Raw genomic sequence first — 18,601 nt, forward strand, 5'->3', positions numbered from 1 at the left:
ACATACGCCTCGTATGTAAACTTAATTGACATACGAGGCGTATGTCAATTAATATTTTTTGTGATGATTAGCTGGTGAAATATATGTCTGTTCGTGAAAGAAAAATGGCGGAAACCCGCAAAAAACTAATTGAAGTAGCACGTCATGCATTTGCGGAATATGGCTATACCGATACTTCAATGGATAAACTCACGGCCGAGGCAGGATTGACTCGTGGGGCGCTTTATCATCATTTTGGCGATAAGCGTGGTTTATTTGCAGCAGTTGTAGAACAAATTGATTCACAGATGGCCGAATATGCTCAGCAGCATCGAGAGCAGCTTGATGATCTTTGGGAAGGATTACTAGTTGAAGGGCAGACTTATATTCAAAATGCTTTGAAGCCTGAATTTCAGCGTATTGTGCTACGTGATGGCCCTGCAGTGTTGGGTGATCCGGCGCATTGGCCAAGTCAAAATAGATGTTTGCAGTCTACTCGTGAGTGCGTTGAACAGCTTTTGATAGAGGAACGAATTAAAATTGTAGATCCAGAAGCAGCAGCAGTGCTTTTAAATGGTGCTGCCATGAATGCAGCCTTATGGGTGGCTTCTAGTGAATATCCTGAACAGGTACTTCCTGAAGCATTAAATGCTTTTCAAATCTTTGCATCAGGTTTTTTAAAAGACGCATAGTGAATTTTTTACTATTTGTCTTAAATGTAAAAACCCCTCAATTGAGGGGTCTTATAGCCTAAGTATATCTAATTAAAAATTAAAGATATTCTACACTTACAACTTCGTATTCAACTTCGCCTTGAGGAGTGGTAATTTTTACTTCATCACCTTCATTTTTACCCAAAAGGCCACGTGCAATTGGTGAATTTACTGAAATTTTATTGATTTTAAAATCAGCCTCATCATCACCAACAATCTTATAAGTCTTACGTTCTTCAGTATCAAGGTTTTCAATCGTTACCGTAACACCGAATACAACACGACCGTTTTGTTCTAAGTCTTTAACATCGATGACTTGTGCAGCACCCAATTTCCCTTCGATATCTTGGATACGGCCTTCACAGAAACCTTGCTGTTCACGAGCAGCATGATATTCTGCGTTTTCTTTTAAGTCCCCATGTTCACGTGCTTCAGCAATCGCTTGAGTAATACGTGGACGTTCAACAGATTTCAGATGTTGTAATTCTTTCTCTAAGGCGATTTTACCTTCAGGGGTCATTGGATAACGTTGCATTTCGGTCCCTCTTAAGTTGAGAAAACACAGTTAAAAAAATGAAAAAATCCCGCCACCGATAAGGTGGCGGGACTTATCGGAAAAAAATTAACCTACAGTTAAATCTTGCAAGCGGTATACATCCATTGGCAATTTCACAGCAAAGGCTTGGCAAACTGCTTCTGCACCATTGATAGTCGTTGTGTAATAAACTTTGCCTTGGAGGGCAGCACGACGAATCATTGCAGAATCATATTGAGCTTGTTTGCCTTCAGTAGTGTTGACAATAAGGTGTATTTCACCATTTTTCAAGCGGTCAACAATATGTGGACGTCCTTCAGTTACTTTATTTACAGATTCACATTCTAAACCTGCTTCTTTAAGTACTTTATACGTTCCACCTGTTGCTACCAGTTTGAAGCCATAAGCTACGAACTTTTTAGCGATATCAGCAATATATTTCTTATCAGATTCACGAACAGATAAGAAAGCAATCTTTTCTTCGCCTTCAGTTGGTAGACCAGGTAAGCGATCATTCGAACCTAAAACGGCTTTATAGAACGCTTCGCCAAATGTCTTACCAACGCCCATTACTTCACCTGTAGATTTCATCTCAGGCCCAAGCATTGGGTCTACGCCTTGGAACTTAGCAAATGGGAAAACAGCTTCCTTCACAGCAAAGTGAGTTGGAATGATTTCTTTAGTAAAGCCTTGAGATTCAAGAGATTGACCCGCCATACAACGAGCAGCTACTTTTGCTAAAGATTCACCAATACATTTTGATACGAACGGAACAGTACGTGATGCACGTGGGTTTACTTCAAGAACGTAAATATCATCGCCTTTAACTGCGAACTGAACGTTCATCAAACCAACTACACCAAGTTCTTTCGCCATAGCAACTGTTTGACGACGCATTTCATCTTGTACTTCTTTAGAAAGAGAGTAAGGAGGAATAGAACATGCAGAGTCACCAGAGTGAATACCAGCCTGTTCGATATGCTGCATGATACCGCCGATTACGACATCTTTACCGTCAGATACGCAGTCAACGTCAACTTCAGTTGCATCATCAAGGAAGTGATCAAGAAGAACAGGCGCTTCATTAGAAGCCTGTACTGCTTCACGAAGGTAACGTTTAAGTTCATCTTCGTTATATACGATTTCCATTGCACGGCCACCTAATACATAAGATGGACGAACAACTAACGGATAACCAACTTTAGCAGCTTCAGAGATACCTTCTTCAGCAGATTTTACGATGCTGTTGTTTGGTTGGCGAAGCTGTAAACGTTGAATCATTTGTTGGAAACGTTCACGGTCTTCTGCGCGGTCAATTGCATCTGGAGAAGTACCGATAATAGGAGTACCAGCTTCTTCTAAAGCACGTGCTAATTTAAGTGGAGTCTGACCACCGTATTGTACGATTACGCCTTTTGGCTTCTCAGTACGTACGATTTCAAGAACATCTTCAAGTGTTACAGGTTCGAAGTATAAACGATCAGATGTGTCATAGTCGGTAGAAACAGTTTCAGGGTTACAGTTCACCATGATTGTTTCGTAACCGTCTTCACGCATTGCTAAAGCAGCGTGTACACAGCAGTAGTCAAATTCGATACCTTGACCAATACGGTTCGGACCACCACCAATAACCATGATCTTGTCACGATTTGATGGATTTGCTTCACACTCTTCATCGTAAGTTGAATACATATATGCTGTACCAGATTCAAACTCTGCAGCACATGTATCAACACGTTTGTAAACTGGATAAACACCCAAGTTCCAACGTTGCTTACGGAATTGCTTTTGAGAAATACCCATAAGGTTCGCAATACGAAGGTCAGATAAACCTTTACGTTTGAATGAACGGATATTTTCAGCAGTTAGATCACCAAAACCTAAAGTTTTTACTTGAGCTTCTGTCTTAACGATATCTTGAATTTGGATCAAGAACCAACGGTCAATCTTAGTTGCTTCAAATACGTCATCTAAAGAGAAACCATGACGGAATGCATCTGCTACGTACCAAATACGCTCAGGACCCGGAACTTTAAGCTCTTTTAAAATGGTTTCTTTTACGTTTGTTGCACCAGCTTCGATTTTTTCATCGAAACCGCTTACGCCAACTTCAAGACCACGTAATGCTTTTTGTACAGATTCTTGGAAGTTACGGCCAATTGCCATGACTTCACCAACAGATTTCATCTGAGTGGTAAGAACTGGTTCTGCTTGTGGGAATTTCTCGAAGTTAAAACGAGGAATCTTCGTTACAACATAGTCGATTGATGGTTCAAAGCTCGCAGGAGTTACACCGCCAGTGATGTCATTCTTCAATTCATCAAGGGTATAACCAACAGCTAGTTTCGCAGCAATTTTTGCAATCGGGAAACCAGTTGCTTTAGAAGCAAGAGCAGACGAACGAGATACACGAGGGTTCATCTCGATCACAACCATACGGCCGTCTTTCGGGTTAATACCGAACTGAACGTTAGAACCACCTGTCTCAACACCAATTTCACGAAGAACCGCAACTGAAGCATTACGCATCAATTGGTATTCTTTGTCAGTTAATGTTTGAGCTGGTGCTACAGTGATTGAGTCACCTGTGTGAACACCCATTGGGTCAAAGTTTTCGATCGCACATACGATAATACAGTTGTCGTTTTTGTCACGAACAACTTCCATTTCGTATTCTTTCCAGCCAATTAAAGATTCATCAATCAATAACTGGTGAGTAGGAGAGAGGTCGAAACCGCGTTCACAAATTTCAAGGAATTCTTCACGGTTATATGCAATACCACCGCCTGAACCACCCATTGTAAATGATGGACGGATAATTACTGGGAAACCAAAGCGAGATTGGATTTCCAATGCTTCTTCCATGGTTTCAGCAATAGCAGCTTTTGGACACTCTAAACCGATTTTGCGCATAGCGATGTCGAAGAGTTTACGGTCTTCGGCTTTTTCAATCGCTTCTTTCGTTGCACCAATAAGTTCTACGTTGTATTTCGCTAATACGCCATTTTCATCAAGTGCAAGCGCACAGTTCAGTGCAGTTTGTCCGCCCATAGTTGGAAGGACCGCATCTGGACGTTCTTTTTCAATGATTTGAGCAACAGTTTGCCAAGTAATTGGCTCAATGTAAGTTGCATCAGCCATTGAAGGGTCAGTCATAATGGTCGCTGGGTTAGAGTTAACCAAAATAACACGGTAACCTTCTTCACGAAGCGCTTTACATGCTTGAGCACCAGAGTAGTCAAACTCACAAGCCTGACCGATAACAATTGGACCAGCACCAATAATTAAGATGCTTTTAATATCCGTACGTTTAGGCATTATTCGCTCCTTAATTACTGTTTAGATGCTTCGATAAGTTCGATGAAATGATCGAACAATGGTGCACAATCATGTGGACCCGGGCTTGCTTCAGGGTGACCTTGGAAGCTGAAAGCTGGTTTGTCAGTACGATGGATACCTTGTAAGGTGCCATCGAACAATGATTTATGCGTTGCTTTTAAGTTAGCCGGTAATGTCTCTGCATCTACAGCAAAACCATGGTTTTGAGAGGTGATCATCACTGTACCATCTTCAAGATTTTGTACAGGGTGGTTCGCACCGTGGTGACCATGATTCATTTTTACAGTTTTTGCACCAGAAGCGAGTGCCAAGATTTGGTGTCCTAAACAGATACCAAATACAGGTAATGTTGTGGTTTCAACAATAGTTTTTACAGCTTCGATAGCGTAATCACAAGCAGCTGGGTCGCCAGGGCCGTTTGAAAGGAATACGCCATCTGGATTAAGTGCTAATACTTTTTCAGCCGGAGTTTCAGCAGGAACAACAGTGAGTTTGCAACCGCGGTCTGCAAGCATACGCAAGATGTTGGTTTTGACACCATAATCGTATGCAACCACGTGGTATTTTAACTCAGGTTGAGTAAAGCCTTTACCTAATGCCCATGAACCTTCAGACCATTCAAAGCCTGTTGGATCACAGCACTCTTTTGCAAGGTCTAAACCATTTAAACCACCAAAAGCGCGAGCTTTAGCAATCGCTTCTTCTTCAGTAATATTTTCGCCGGCAAGGATGCAACCATTTTGTGCACCTTTATCACGTAAAATACGAGTAAGTTTACGTGTGTCAATATCAGCAATTGCGACAACATTGTGTGCTTGCAGATATTCACTTAATGATTGCTCAGAACGGAAGTTGCTGTGTAATAGTGGAAGGTCACGAATAATTAAACCATTCGCCCATACTTTATGGATACGACCAGATTCAACGTCTTCTTCGTTGCAACCAGTGTTACCAATATGAGGGTAAGTTAATGTCACAATTTGTTGTGCATAACTTGGGTCAGTCAAAATTTCTTGATAGCCTGTCATGGCTGTGTTAAAAACGACTTCTCCAGTCGTACTTCCCGTTGCGCCGATTGACGTTCCTTTAAAGATCGTTCCATCTGCGAGGGCTAAAATGGCGGGGGGGCTCAAACCAAAGCTCCTGAATTTCGGCTGTAAAAAAGCGAGTAGACCTAAAAAAGTTAGGCAATGTTCTAAAAAAACATGCCCCTCCCTATCGGTCTGCCCGCTTGTAACTTAACAGCGCATTATACGCATGGAACCCTAAAAAGTCTATTTATTTTCGATTAAAAAATATAATTCCTTGCTTGCTTTTTGCAAAAAAACTCATCCGCTTGTCTGAAATTGATACTTTTAGCAAATTGTCTAACAATCTGGTGCCTGAAATAAGCCAATTCCACTTATTGTAATACTAGCTAAAAAATAAACAATATGAGGAAATAGCATGAGCAATAATCAAGTTTCAAAAGATATAGCTGAGAATGCTTCGTCTGTAGCAGAGACGGTTAAAGCCGAAGTAACTGAAGCAAAAGAAGCTGTAGCGAAAACAACAACTCGAGCTAAAAAAGCAGTGAGTACAAAAGCAACACAGGTAAAAGAAGTTGTAGCTGAAAAAACAGAACAGGTGAAAGAAGTCGCTCATGAAGCAACTTCGCAAGTTAAAGAAGCTATTGCAGAAACTGAAGAACAAGTTAAAGCTGTAATTACCGAGACTGAAGAAAAAATTGAGGCTGAAACTCAAGAATTGAATCAGAATATTCAAAACCAATTTGCTCAGATTAAACAAGATATTTTACAACGTCTTGATGTGATTAAAGCTCAGTTCAATACTTCTCAAGAAGGACTAAATGAACTGAAAAATACATTAAAAGCTGAAATTAATGCATTAATTGAAGATTTAACGAAAGTGACTAAAGAACTTAAGGGTGACATTAGTCAAATTTCTTTAAAACATAAAGATTCTTTAAGTGAGAGTTTAAAGCGCACAAAAAATAATGCGGTTGAGGCTTGGAACAAAGCAAGAGATCACTAAGAATTGAAGAATAAAATTCAATAAAAAAGCGAGAATTAATTTCTCGCTTTTTTATTTTTTTAAAACTGATGCAGCCAATCACGTTTATTGTGAAAATCAGCATTTTTGCCACTATGCTGCATTGCATAGTACTGCATACCATCTTTTGTTTTTAAAACAGCAGTTAAACCTAAATAAAGGTTTGCCCATTTCAAACGGTGCTGTTGCATAAACTGACCTAAATCAAGACTTACATTTAAACCATAATGGGTACGCTTGAGATGATTTAGTTCGATATCGTAAGCAACGAGGGGAGGCATGCTTTCCGGATATCGATATTCTTCAAACTGGTAGGCCTGCCATGCTTGAGAAGGGGAAAGGTTAATTTCCCGGTAGAAATCTTCATCATGCACGCCGATAAAAATTTCAAAACAAGTCTCTTCCCACAAAAAATCTTGACGAGGATGAGCCGCGACTTCTTGGGGCCAGATAATAAGTTGGTTTGGATCACGAATCCAAAAACCCACATTTAATGTATGCGGGGCTTGCTGTTCAATTGCGCCAACAACAGAAACAGCATGAAAACGATCAAAAGCTGAAAGTTCGTAACTTGCCATAAGTAGTCAATAAGTTAGTTTGCTAAGTGAGCGTGACGAACGAGGTTAGATAAGTGTTGGTTTTGCTTAGCTGCTTTTTTGTAGAGTAAAACGATTTTACCAATTTTCTGCACAGCTTCAGCACCAGTTGCTTCTACAATTGCATCAATTACAGCTGCGCGAGCTTCACGGTCTTCACCAGCAATTTTTACTTTGATGAGTTCATGATCATTTAAAGCACGAAGCGTTTCTTCGATTACAGCATCTGTTAAGCCTTGTCCACCAATCATGACAACCGGATTAAGCACGTGACCAATTTGACGTAAACGTTTACGTTCATGAATAGATAAAGCGGCCATTAAAAATACCTGATTTTAAAAACGACTTAGTATAGCAAAAAACTTAAAATCAAATGTACGAAAAACTGTATAAATAATCGATCAACATTATTGGAAAAAAACTGTAAAAGTTATTGAGATTACGTTACATCCGTACTGTAATGAGAGTAATTTTCACGTACAATGAGCAATCAGAAGTTTTTTTGATATTTAGTGAGTTATGGCAACACGCATCACAAACCAAAAATTGTCTAAAAGTAGTCGTGCGTGGATGAGGGAACATCTAGACGATCCTTTTGTAAAAAAAGCACAAAAGGAAGGATATCGTGCACGAGCAGCCTATAAACTTCTTGAAATTCAAGAAAAATATAAGTTGATCAAGCCAGGCATGACAGTGGTTGATTTGGGAGCAGCTCCTGGGAGTTGGTCGCAAATTGCTGGGAAACTTGTTGGTAGCAAGGGTTTAGTTATTGCTTCCGATATTTTACCTATGGATGCTTTGCCGGATGTCACTTTCTTACAAGGCGACTTCAGAGAAGAAGCTGTATTTGAAAAATTGTTAAATATTTTAAACGGAAGACAAGTAGACATTGTAATTTCTGATATGGCCCCCAATACATCAGGTAATAGGGCTGTTGATCAACCTCGACAGATTTACTTGTGTGAACTTGCTTTAGACTTTGCTCAGAAAGTCTTGGGTCCAAATGGACAGTTTGTTGTTAAAGTGTTCCAAGGCGCAGGATTTGATGAGTTTCGTAAACAAGTCGTTGATAGTTTTGATGTGTTAAAAACAGCAAAACCAGCAGCTTCTCGGGCACGATCTAAAGAAGTTTTTTTGGTTGGACAAGGGCGTAAGAAAGCATTGCAATAAAGTTTACTTGCCAAGCTCCTAAAAATTGTGCATTTTGTATCTTTTAGGTTATCCGCAAGCAAGACAATTGCTGTTTTTAAGACGATCGGCCAAGATTGGGCATGATCAAATTAGATCGATATGGGAATAAAGCTTTGAGCGATTACTTCAAGAATGCCGTATTGTGGCTAATAATACTGGGTGTTCTGATTTTAATTTTCAGTAATATCAGTGACCGCAATAAGCCTACTGCAATGAAATATTCAGATTTTGTTGCAGCGGTGAATGCTGGCCAAATTAAGCAAGTCACGATTGACGGTTTAAATATTAGTGGTGAAAAAACTAACGGATCTCAGTTTGAAACTGTTCGTCCGCAAGTTGAAGACACTGAACTTATGCCAAGCTTAAACAAGCAAAATGTTGTTGTAGAGGGCACAGCACCACAACGTCAAGGCATTTTGATGCAACTTCTCATTGCTAGTTTCCCTGTACTGTTAATCATTCTGTTATTCATGTTCTTTATGCGTAACATGGGTGGTGGTGCAGGCGGTAAAAATGGTCCGATGAGTTTTGGTAAATCGAAAGCGAAAATGCTTTCAGAAGACCAAATCAAAGTGACTTTTGCTGACGTTGCTGGTTGTGATGAAGCGAAACAAGAAGTTGTGGAAATTGTAGATTTCTTAAAAGATCCTGCAAAATTCAAACGCTTGGGCGCTACGATTCCACGTGGCGTACTTATGGTTGGTCCTCCAGGTACTGGTAAAACGTTATTAGCCAAAGCAATTGCTGGTGAAGCAAAAGTTCCATTCTTTAGCATTTCTGGTTCTGACTTTGTTGAAATGTTTGTGGGTGTGGGTGCGTCCCGTGTCCGTGACATGTTTGAACAAGCAAAACGTCATGCACCATGTATCATCTTTATTGATGAGATTGATGCAGTAGGCCGTCACCGTGGTTCGGGTACAGGTGGTGGACATGATGAGCGTGAGCAAACCTTAAACCAAATGCTCGTAGAGATGGATGGTTTTGAAGGTAATGAAGGCGTAATCGTTATTGCTGCGACTAACCGTGTTGACGTATTGGATAAAGCATTATTACGTCCAGGGCGTTTCGACCGTCAAGTTATGGTTGGTTTACCTGACATTCGTGGTCGTGAACAAATCCTGAATGTGCATTTGAAAAAATTGCCTTCAGTTACTGGTGTAGATGTTAAAGTTTTATCTCGTGGTACCCCTGGTTTCTCTGGTGCTCAGCTGGCAAACCTTGTAAATGAAGCTGCTTTGTTTGCTGCTCGCCGTAATAAGAACACTGTCGATATGCATGACTTTGAAGATGCAAAAGACAAGATCTATATGGGTCCTGAACGTAAATCAATGGTTTTACGTGAAGAAGAGCGTCGTGCAACTGCATACCATGAAGCTGGACATGCAATTGTTGCTGAGATTTTACCGGGTACTGACCCTGTGCATAAGGTAACAATTATGCCGCGTGGTTGGGCTTTAGGTGTAACTTGGCAGTTACCTGAACAAGATCAGATTAGCCACTATAAAGACAAAATGTTGAATGAAATTGCAATTTTGTTTGGTGGACGTATTGCTGAAGAAGTTTTTATTCAGCAACAATCGACTGGTGCTTCAAATGACTTCGAACGTGCTACAAAAATGGCTCGTGCGATGGTAACGAAGTACGGTATGTCTGATAAAATGGGTGTTATGGTTTACGAAGATGAAAACCAAAATGGATTCTTCGGTAATGTAGGTAGCCGTACAATTTCTGAAGCTACTCAACAGCAAGTTGATCAGGAAGTACGCCGTATTTTAGATGAACAGTATAAAGTTGCTCGTGATATCTTGGAAAATAATAAAGATATCGCACATGCAATGGTTAAAGCGTTGATGGAATGGGAAACCATTGATCGTGATCAAATCCGTGACATCATGGAAGGTCGTGAGCCTCAACCACCTAAAGTTTATATTGCTGAAAATCCGGTATCTGCGTTTGAACCACCAAAAGATGGTCCATCTACTCCACCGCCATTACCAGCAATGAATTAAGTTGATTAATAAAAAAGCCACAATCATGTGGCTTTTTTATTTGTCTTAAATTTCGATAAAGCTGAAAGAAATCGACAGCATGTAAAGCATACTTGTTAAAATAGCCGTTGATTTTGAACCGGAGCTTTTTATGCAGTTAATTTCTTTACCTAAGCAGATTTTACAGTGTGGACAGCTTCAATTAGATTTATCTCAGCCTCATGTCATGGGTATCTTAAATGTTACCCCTGATTCTTTCAGTGATGGTGGCAAACATAACCAATTAGACCAAGCGGTTGATCATGCACTTAATATGATTGAGCAAGGTGCGACTATTATTGATATTGGAGGAGAATCTACAAGACCTGGTGCTTCAGAAGTTGCAGTAGAAGAAGAAGTGCGCCGTGTGGTACCTGTTGTGGAAGCTTTATCTCGTCATAATATTATTTTATCGATCGACACGAGCCAGCCAGAAGTTATTCGCGCAGCAAAAGCAGCAGGGGCACATATCTGGAATGATGTTCGCGCCTTAACACGTCCTAATGCTTTAAAAACCGCTGTAGAGCTAGATATCCCTGTGGTGATTATGCATATGCGTGGTGAGCCAACTACAATGAATCAGTTGGATCAATACGCTGATGTAACATTAGATGTAATGCAAGAATTGCAACAACGTATTGATGAGGCTTTGGCTGTTGGGGTAAAAAAGCACAACATTATTGTTGACCCTGGATTTGGTTTTGCAAAAAATGCTCAGCAAAATTTAAAACTATTAAAAGAATTTTGGAAACTTAATGAATTGGGCTATCCAATTTTATCTGGTCTTTCTCGTAAACGGTTTATCGGAGAAGCTTTAAAAGGTGCTGCCGCTGATCAACGTGCTGTCGGAAGTGTTACTGGGCATTTGCTTAGTATTCAACAAGGAGCATCCATTGTCAGAGCACATGATGTAAAAGCAATGCATGACGCTATCTCGGTTTGGCAAGCTATGCAACAAGCTTGAAATTCCCTTGTATAAATAGACTAGGGTATGGGTGTCCTAAATAAAGTGGATGAGTGAGTCGGGTAAAAATCTCGTGATTTTTGTGAAAATATGTTATAAGCGGCAAGTTTTTGCTGTTGTGTAATCTTTTGTATGTTCGAAGACCTACTTCTCCCGATGTTTGATGATGAATATTATCCAGATATTTTGGTCGCTGAACTTAAGCAGCTTATTGAACAATTTGCTAAAAAAGTTCAAAAGCCTGCTTTAGCTGATCAAGATGTTTATCGATATGCTCATCAGACTGTAAGTGAAATTAATGAAATGAAACCGCAGTTTGAAGATCTAGATTCATCGCTTGATGATAGTGCTGCTGATTATATTGCGGAGGCAATGATGATGGTGGTGCAAGATGCAGGATTTTTAGATCTTGAAATGGAAGAGCTGGTTATGAATCGAGAGTGGTAATTACTCTCGATTTTCAAAGCTTTCAAGTGCATCTAATAAATGACATGATGACCCTAAATGAACTTCATCTATTTTCTCAACTTCCAATATTAAATTTCCATTCTGCTGTACTTTGACATTTGCTAATAAGCTTACCCAATATTTTTTCTCTTTCTGCTGTAATGCTTTTAATTGAGTAATCACATCTTGAGAAGCTTCAATTAAATAGTCATCTTGAGTGATAGAACAGCGTATAAAATGCCAATATTTATTTTTAAATAAGATAGTGCCGTTAAAAATATCTTCAGCATTTGCAGAGGATATAAAGAGTAGAGAGGATATAAATATTAATATTCTTATCATGGGATCATTTTCATTAGGCATAAAAAAACCAGCTTACGCTGGATTCTTTGTAGCACCAAATTCAATAGATGAAAATGGTGCCCGGGGCCGGACTCGAACCGGCACGCTTTGAGGGCGGGGGATTTTAAATCCCCTGTGTCTACCTATTTCACCACCCGGGCATGTGCGCAATAATAGAGGACAAGTGCGCGATTGGCAAGAGAAAATCGGAGAGTTTGCTTTATTTTCAATCAGTTCTTATCGGTATTTATATAAATTAACCAATTTTTGTCATGATTTGTTCATCAAACTGAGATCAGCTGTTCATGTTATGTACTTAAGTTTAAGGCACTCATTGCTTAAAACTTAGAGAATTTTATGTCAGAGAAAATTTCACGCCGAGAATTAATTCAAAAAAGTTTATTCGGTTTTGGGGCTTTATCTATACCTATTGCTTTTACAGGTTGTAACGATGGCTCAGATGATGAAAGTCCAGAAATACAAGCAGATTTTCTTCATGGTGTCGCAAGCGGGGACCCACTACAAGATAAAGTTATTTTGTGGACACGAGTAACACCGACAGACTCTGGGGTGCGCTTAAAAGTTGTATGGGAAATTTCAACCGATAATCAGTTTAAACAAAATTTAAAGACGGGAATGGTTGAAACAACGAAGACTGATGACTTTACAGTGAAAGTTGATGCAGCTGGGTTACAAGCAGATACGGTGTACTATTATCGTTTTAAATTTGGTAATAAAGTCTCACCAGTGGGGCAGACGAAAACATTACCAACATCCACCAATAAAGTGAGCTTTGCAGTATGTTCTTGTTCTAACTATCCTGCGGGTTACTTTTATGTCTATCGGGAAATGGCTAAACAGAATGTCGATGTCATTATCCATTTGGGGGACTATATCTATGAATATGGTGCAGATGGTTATGCGGCGGAAGATGCAGTAAAACTTGGGCGTACGCTACCCGCTGATAATAATAAAGAAATTATTAAATTAGAGGATTATCGCAAACGTTATGCACTTTATCGTCAGGATAAAGATTTGCAAGCTGCTCATCAGCGCCATCCTTTTATTGTAATTTGGGATGATCACGAACTAGCGAATGATGCTTGGCGTGATGGTGCGGAAAATCATCAAAGTGATGAAGGATCTTTTTTAGATAGAAAATTAGCTGCTCTACAAGCTTATTTTGAATGGATGCCAATTCGCCCAGTCTCTAGTTCTGACCATTTAAATATTTATCGTCAGTTTAACTTTGGTTCACTTGTCCAATTAACCATGCTAGATACGCGTATTATTGCGCGTGATAAGCAGCTTGAATACAAAGACTATATGACAGCCTCTGGTTTGGATATTGCCAAATTTCAGGCAGATTTAACTAATCCAGCGCGTACTTTAATGGGTTATACGCAAAGAGATTGGTTAGTCGATAAATTAAAACAATCTACAGCTACATGGAATGTAGTAGGGCAGCAAGTATTAATGAGTAAAATGTGGATTCCAGCTGAGCTATTGGCATCTTTAGGGCAAATTACTTCAGGGGGAACTTCGCCTGAAACACTTGCTAAAATGAATACACAAATCACCGAGTTGGTTACTTTAAAACTTCGTTTGCAACAAAATGATCCAACATTAACAGCCCAAGAAAAAGCAAGAATTATGACGGTGGCACCATACAATTTAGATGCTTGGGATGGTTACTATGCTGAGAGAGAGTTTGTATATGACAAATTGGCAGAGTTTAATAAAAAGATCATTGTGTTAGCGGGGGATACTCATAACGCATGGGCATCTTATTTATATAGCCAGAAAGGAAAGTATATTGGAGTTGAATTGGCAACTAGTTCTGTATCGTCTCCAGGTTTAGAAAAATATTTAAGTATTCCACTGGCTCAACTGCAACAGTTTGAATTTGCTTTTACTACATTAATTGATGAATTAGCCTACTGTAATTTAAATCAACGAGGATACTTGTTGGTTACTCTAGATCAGGCACAAGTTCATTCTGAGTGGAGATTTGTAGATTCAATTAAAAATCCCGAATATCAGATAGATTCAAGCCGACAAAACGATATTGTATTGGATCTAAATTTGATGCTGTTAAAGCAAGATCAAAAGACTGCTTGAAACTATAGAAAAGTAGAGGGTTGCTGAGGTAACCCTTTTTTTAGGCATAAAAAAACCAGCTTACGCTGGATTCTTTATGACACCATATTCAGTACTTGAAGATGGTGCCCGGGGCCGGACTCGAACCGGCACGCTTTGAGGGCGGGGGATTTTAAATCCCCTGTGTCTACCTATTTCACCACCCGGGCTTTACCAAATTTGGAGGCGGAGGTCGGAATCGAACCGGCGTCCACGGAGTTGCAGTCCGCTGCATGACCACTCTGCCACCCCGCCTACATTTGGTGATGCACATATTAGCAACCTTTACAAAAAAAACAATACTGTTTTGAGCGAAGATGCACATAAAAACAACATCTAGAATAAAATTGTCGAAATTATCATGTATTATTGGCACATTAAATTCATGTCTACCTTGGAGATGTGCTGTGGCATTGGTTTTAGACGGTCGTGCATTAGCAAAGCAAATTGAAGAAAATTTGTTGGTACGTGTTGAAGCTTTAAAAGCGAAAACAGGTCGTACCCCAATTTTAGCGACTATTTTGGTTGGGGATGATGGTGCTTCTGCAACTTATGTACGTATGAAAGGGAATGCCTGCCGCCGAGTAGGTATGGATTCATTAAAAATCGAATTACCACAAGAAACCACAACAGAACAATTATTAGCTGAAATCGAAAAGCTTAATGCCAATCCAGATGTTCACGGTATTCTTTTACAACATCCAGTTCCTGCACAAATTGATGAGCGTGCGTGTTTTGATGCGATCTCATTAGCAAAAGATGTTGATGGCGTAACTTGCCTTGGTTTTGGCCGTATGGCAATGGGTGAAGCTGCATATGGTTCAGCAACTCCTGCGGGTATCATGACAATTCTTAAAGAAAATAATATCGAAATTGCTGGTAAACACGCGGTTGTGGTTGGCCGTTCAGCAATTTTAGGTAAACCAATGGCAATGATGTTGTTACAAGCAAATGCAACAGTAACGATTTGTCATTCACGTACACAAAACTTACCTGAGCTTGTGAAACAAGCTGACATTATTGTTGGTGCTGTAGGTAAAGCTGAACTTATTCAAAAAGATTGGATTAAACAGGGTGCAGTTGTTGTAGATGCTGGTTTCCACCCACGTGATGGCGGCGGTGTAGGCGATATTCAATTACAAGGTATTGAAGAAATTGCTTCTGCTTATACACCAGTACCGGGTGGTGTTGGTCCAATGACTATTACAACTTTGATTCGTCAAACTGTAGAAGCTGCTGAAAAAGCTTTAGGTTAATTTAATTTATTCACGACGGCGTCCTACCGTTTAACGCAAATGTTAGGAGCTCGTATGTTACTTTTCTTTCGGGAAAAGTAACCAAAACCATTTGTCATTCGCAAAACTCGTCAGCTACTGGTTAGCTATAGATGAGTCGCAGAAACATTTTAGTTTAATGTAGTCCTACCTCGAACAATTGCGGATGACGTTAACGCGTATCAAATAGTAATTGTAAATTGTTGAGCTTATTTATGAGCTGCACCTTTCAACTGTCTAAAGCCCCTGAACATTTACTTCAAGCCCTACATGAAGTCATTCCTCATTGTGAATTAATGGCACAACAGTTGCCAGAAACTCCAATTTCTTTATGGTTGATTCCTCCAGTTTTTCCAACTGATCGATTGGATGACGAAGTTATTCGCCGTATTTGGAATGACACGCCGTATTGGATTTTCTGTTGGGCATCAGGTTTGGCGATGGCTCAGTGGATACTTGCAGAGCCGCACCATGTTAAAGATAAAGTGGTGTTAGATTTCGGAGCAGGTTCTGGTGTAGTGGCAATTGCTGCAAAAATGGCAGGAGCAAAACGCGTAATCTGCTGTGATATTGATCAGGTTAGTCTAAATGCTTGCCGTGAAAATGCTTTACTTAATGATGTAGAGCTCGAATATCTGGATGATTTATATAAAGCTGAGCAGGTTGATGTTTTACTCGCTGCTGATGTGTTATATGACCAATGTAACCGCTTTTTCTTAGACGAATTTTTAAAATTTGCACCAGAAGTATGGGTAGCCGATAGCCGTGTTAAAAATTTTAGTCATCCAAAATATGAAAAAATTGAAGAAAGAAGTGCGACAACGTGGCCAGATTTGGATGAAGCAAAAGAATTTAGAAATGTAAGTTTTTATAAGACGCTGTAAAAGAACAGCGTCTTTTTTATGTTATGAACAAGTATAACGAACAACTTTCAATGTACTTGGGCGTGCTTCAAGTGCTTGGCGTGTCGCATAATCTTCACCGTTATTTAAGCTAGGCGTATTTGATAAGCCAAAAGATGCGCGAGTTTCACCGAGTTGAATTCCATAATGCTCATCTTTAGCTGGATTAGGAATTTCGTTGATGCTTAAAATTGATAATTTATAAACTTTCTGGGCACCTAACACATTCTGACAAGCACGTTGTAATTTGCGCTCATCAAGTTGCTGGTTACTACGGCCAGCTAAAGTATAAGCTAGAGTCGCTGAAGTTTTAGTTTGGTTTTCAATCTGATAGCCAGTTGAACCATTATATTGTCGAGGCGTAGTCTGACAAGCAGTTAAAATAAACATACTACTTAATGCCAAACATAAAATACTTTTATTCATCAGTATCGTCCTTATTTTCTTATACGCAGTATCTCATAAAATAGAAGCGTTGTTTGTGGTTATTCACTAGTTTAGAGCTAACATCGGCTTATGATATTAGCTCTAATAAAAATATTAATGTTCTTTGATTTTTGAATGATGTTTGGTGTCTTTCATAAAGATGTAAATCAGCAATGAAATGAAAATCATAATACTGACATAAATGAAATACCAAGATTCATGACCAGCTTCTTTAAAACTTAATGCGAAGAATTCGGCTGTTCCTCCAAATAAAGTGTTTGCAATTGCATAAGGGAGAGCTACGCCCAAAGCACGAATATGCGCTGGGAAAAGTTCAGCTTTCACGACAGCATTAATTGAAGTGTAGCCAGTCACCATGATCAGGCCCCCAAAGCATAACCAGAATGCAGTCCAGTAGTTATGCGTGTTTGCCAGTGCATCAAATAAAATATATGTGAATAAAACACCTGTCACCCCGAAGAAAATCATCAGTGGTTTACGCCCAATTCGATCTGATAATGCACCCGCCAATGGCTGTAAACACATAAAAATAAATAAGGCTAGAGTGGTAATTTGAGTCGCTTCAGGTTTGGTAAAGCCAGATGTATTGACTAAATATTTTTGTAGATAGGTGGTGTAAGTATAAAAAGCGAGTGTACCACCAGCAGTTAAGAACAATACTGTAAAGGCTTCTTTAGGATAATGCTTAAATAAAGCAAACATTCCTGATTTTGGCTGATCTGTCTCTGTCTGAGCATTTTTAAAAGATTGTGTTTCTAATAGCCCACGGCGAATACGGAATACTACAATTGCTAAAAGTGCACCAATGAAAAAAGGAATACGCCATCCCCAGTCATGCAATTGCTGCTCGGTGAGTACCATTTGCAAGATGAGTAGTACACATAAAGCTGTAAGTTGTCCTGCAATTAAGGTGACATATTGGAAGCTTGAGAAAAAACCACGGCGGTTCTTTTCAGCCATCTCACTTAAATATGTCGCACTTGCACCGTATTCACCACCCACACTTAAGCCTTGAATTAAACGTGCAATAACTAAAAGTAATGGTGCAAATACGCCAATACTTTCGTAGGAAGGGGTAACCGCAATGAGTAGAGAGCCAACACACATTAAGGTGACAGAAAGCGTAAGGCCAGCTTTACGTCCTTTACGGTCTGAATAAATCCCCATTATCCATGCGCCAATCGGACGCATAAGGAAGCCTACTGCAAAAATTGCAGCTGCTTGAAGAAGTTGAGCAGTTTGGCTCCCTTTTGGGAAAAAAGCATGAGCAAAATAGAGCGTAAATGCGGCATATACATACCAGTCGTACCATTCGACAAGGTTGCCAGCAGAACCGCCCAAAATTGATTTTAGACGAGTTTTTGTATCTAAATTAGAATGTGGAGGTGTTGCGGTAGAAAGTTGATCAACCATGAGTCGCTCCATGTTTCGCTTGGGTTGAATGCTATAGAAGAGAAGATTTATTCTGTTTTTACATATTATCTAGAGGAGTATTTCACTTTATTTTTTTTATGTCTGTAAAACAATGTTTATTATTTAAGCAAAGGAATAAGTTGAATATTTATGTGATTTCAAATTAGCCGATCAGTTCATTTTTATAAGCTTACTCGGATTTTTAGAATATTATTTTTTCCCAAGTAGTAAAAACCGATAA

The 18,601-nt window shown here is 39.5% G+C and carries 16 protein-coding genes, 3 tRNA genes and 1 pseudogene; 9 read left to right on the top strand and 11 right to left on the bottom strand.

Going from position 1 to position 18,601, the window contains the following annotated elements; translation table 11 throughout:
• Positions 1-83: 83 nt before the first annotated feature.
• Positions 84-681, top strand: a pseudogene (locus J678_RS19630) (TetR/AcrR family transcriptional regulator); the annotation flags it as partial.
• 69 nt (positions 682-750) lie between these two features.
• Here the strand turns inward: J678_RS19630 and greA are convergent.
• The 3 genes from greA to carA form a co-directional block, all read right to left on the bottom strand.
• Positions 751-1,227 (bottom strand): transcription elongation factor GreA, encoded by a 477-nt coding sequence (greA, locus tag J678_RS19635; RefSeq protein ID WP_002048557.1) that lies wholly within the window; start codon positions 1,225-1,227, stop codon positions 751-753.
• A gap of 87 nt (positions 1,228-1,314) precedes the next feature.
• Positions 1,315-4,545 (bottom strand): carbamoyl-phosphate synthase large subunit, encoded by a 3,231-nt coding sequence (gene carB / locus J678_RS19640; protein WP_004707343.1) that lies wholly within the window; start codon positions 4,543-4,545, stop codon positions 1,315-1,317.
• A 14-nt stretch (positions 4,546-4,559) separates the two neighbouring features.
• A complete protein-coding gene (gene carA, locus J678_RS19645; protein ID WP_032011620.1) occupies positions 4,560-5,699 on the bottom strand; it encodes a glutamine-hydrolyzing carbamoyl-phosphate synthase small subunit in 1,140 nt (379 codons plus the stop codon).
• A 313-nt stretch (positions 5,700-6,012) separates the two neighbouring features.
• Here carA and J678_RS19655 point away from each other — a divergent pair, with 313 nt between their 5' ends.
• Positions 6,013-6,600 carry a hypothetical protein gene (locus tag J678_RS19655; protein WP_017394285.1) on the top strand — a complete coding sequence of 196 codons (588 nt, stop codon included), beginning with the start codon at positions 6,013-6,015 and terminating at the stop codon, positions 6,598-6,600.
• 59 nt (positions 6,601-6,659) lie between these two features.
• Here the strand turns inward: J678_RS19655 and J678_RS19660 are convergent, their stop codons facing one another.
• Positions 6,660-7,196 (bottom strand): DOMON-like domain-containing protein, encoded by a 537-nt coding sequence (locus tag J678_RS19660; protein ID WP_017394284.1) that lies wholly within the window; start codon positions 7,194-7,196, stop codon positions 6,660-6,662.
• A 14-nt stretch (positions 7,197-7,210) separates the two neighbouring features.
• Complete coding sequence (gene yhbY / locus J678_RS19665; protein WP_000729551.1) at positions 7,211-7,534, bottom strand: ribosome assembly RNA-binding protein YhbY; 324 nt, start codon at positions 7,532-7,534, stop codon at positions 7,211-7,213.
• 199 nt (positions 7,535-7,733) lie between these two features.
• Here yhbY and rlmE point away from each other — a divergent pair, with 199 nt between their 5' ends.
• From rlmE to J678_RS19685, 4 genes are all read left to right on the top strand, one after another.
• Entirely contained in the window at positions 7,734-8,384 is a 651-nt protein-coding gene (gene rlmE / locus J678_RS19670; RefSeq protein ID WP_000235573.1) for a 23S rRNA (uridine(2552)-2'-O)-methyltransferase RlmE, read from the top strand.
• A 134-nt stretch (positions 8,385-8,518) separates the two neighbouring features.
• A complete protein-coding gene (ftsH, locus tag J678_RS19675) occupies positions 8,519-10,414 on the top strand; it encodes an ATP-dependent zinc metalloprotease FtsH (protein WP_001286662.1) in 1,896 nt (631 codons plus the stop codon).
• Between the two features lie 130 nt (positions 10,415-10,544).
• Positions 10,545-11,396, top strand: a complete 852-nt coding sequence (gene folP / locus J678_RS19680; RefSeq protein ID WP_025466196.1) for a dihydropteroate synthase — start codon at positions 10,545-10,547, stop codon at positions 11,394-11,396.
• Positions 11,397-11,528: 132 nt separating this feature from the next.
• A complete protein-coding gene (locus tag J678_RS19685; protein WP_016804968.1) occupies positions 11,529-11,843 on the top strand; it encodes a DUF5713 family protein in 315 nt (104 codons plus the stop codon).
• Here J678_RS19685 and J678_RS19690 read toward each other — a convergent pair whose 3' ends face one another.
• Both J678_RS19690 and J678_RS19695 read right to left on the bottom strand, forming a co-directional pair.
• The gene (locus tag J678_RS19690) at positions 11,844-12,185 is read right to left on the bottom strand and encodes a hypothetical protein (protein WP_199963275.1); all 342 of its coding nucleotides are present in this window, start codon (positions 12,183-12,185) and stop codon (positions 11,844-11,846) included.
• A gap of 75 nt (positions 12,186-12,260) precedes the next feature.
• Positions 12,261-12,346 (bottom strand) — tRNA-Leu (locus J678_RS19695).
• A 196-nt stretch (positions 12,347-12,542) separates the two neighbouring features.
• Here J678_RS19695 and J678_RS19700 point away from each other — a divergent pair.
• The gene (locus tag J678_RS19700; protein WP_032027460.1) at positions 12,543-14,306 is read left to right on the top strand and encodes an alkaline phosphatase D family protein; all 1,764 of its coding nucleotides are present in this window, start codon (positions 12,543-12,545) and stop codon (positions 14,304-14,306) included.
• 102 nt (positions 14,307-14,408) lie between these two features.
• Here the strand turns inward: J678_RS19700 and J678_RS19705 are convergent.
• Positions 14,409-14,494, bottom strand: a tRNA-Leu gene (locus J678_RS19705).
• Between the two features lie 11 nt (positions 14,495-14,505).
• Positions 14,506-14,579 (bottom strand) — tRNA-Cys (locus J678_RS19710).
• A gap of 152 nt (positions 14,580-14,731) precedes the next feature.
• Between J678_RS19710 and folD the strand changes: the two genes are divergently transcribed.
• Both folD and J678_RS19720 read left to right on the top strand, forming a co-directional pair.
• A complete protein-coding gene (gene folD, locus J678_RS19715; RefSeq protein WP_001229846.1) occupies positions 14,732-15,580 on the top strand; it encodes a bifunctional methylenetetrahydrofolate dehydrogenase/methenyltetrahydrofolate cyclohydrolase FolD in 849 nt (282 codons plus the stop codon).
• A 233-nt stretch (positions 15,581-15,813) separates the two neighbouring features.
• Positions 15,814-16,482 (top strand): class I SAM-dependent methyltransferase, encoded by a 669-nt coding sequence (locus J678_RS19720; RefSeq protein ID WP_001278008.1) that lies wholly within the window; start codon positions 15,814-15,816, stop codon positions 16,480-16,482.
• 21 nt (positions 16,483-16,503) lie between these two features.
• On the opposite strand, the gene J678_RS19725 is transcribed toward J678_RS19720, so the two are convergent.
• Together J678_RS19725 and J678_RS19730 are read right to left on the bottom strand one after the other, a co-directional pair.
• Positions 16,504-16,926 (bottom strand): hypothetical protein, encoded by a 423-nt coding sequence (locus J678_RS19725; RefSeq protein ID WP_001043188.1) that lies wholly within the window; start codon positions 16,924-16,926, stop codon positions 16,504-16,506.
• A 114-nt stretch (positions 16,927-17,040) separates the two neighbouring features.
• A complete protein-coding gene (locus J678_RS19730; RefSeq protein ID WP_079378170.1) occupies positions 17,041-18,372 on the bottom strand; it encodes an MFS transporter in 1,332 nt (443 codons plus the stop codon).
• Positions 18,373-18,601: the final 229 nt, after the last annotated feature.

It is taken from the genome of Acinetobacter sp. 1424608, from assembly GCF_000588255.1.
GTDB classification, from domain to species: domain Bacteria; phylum Pseudomonadota; class Gammaproteobacteria; order Pseudomonadales; family Moraxellaceae; genus Acinetobacter; species Acinetobacter nosocomialis.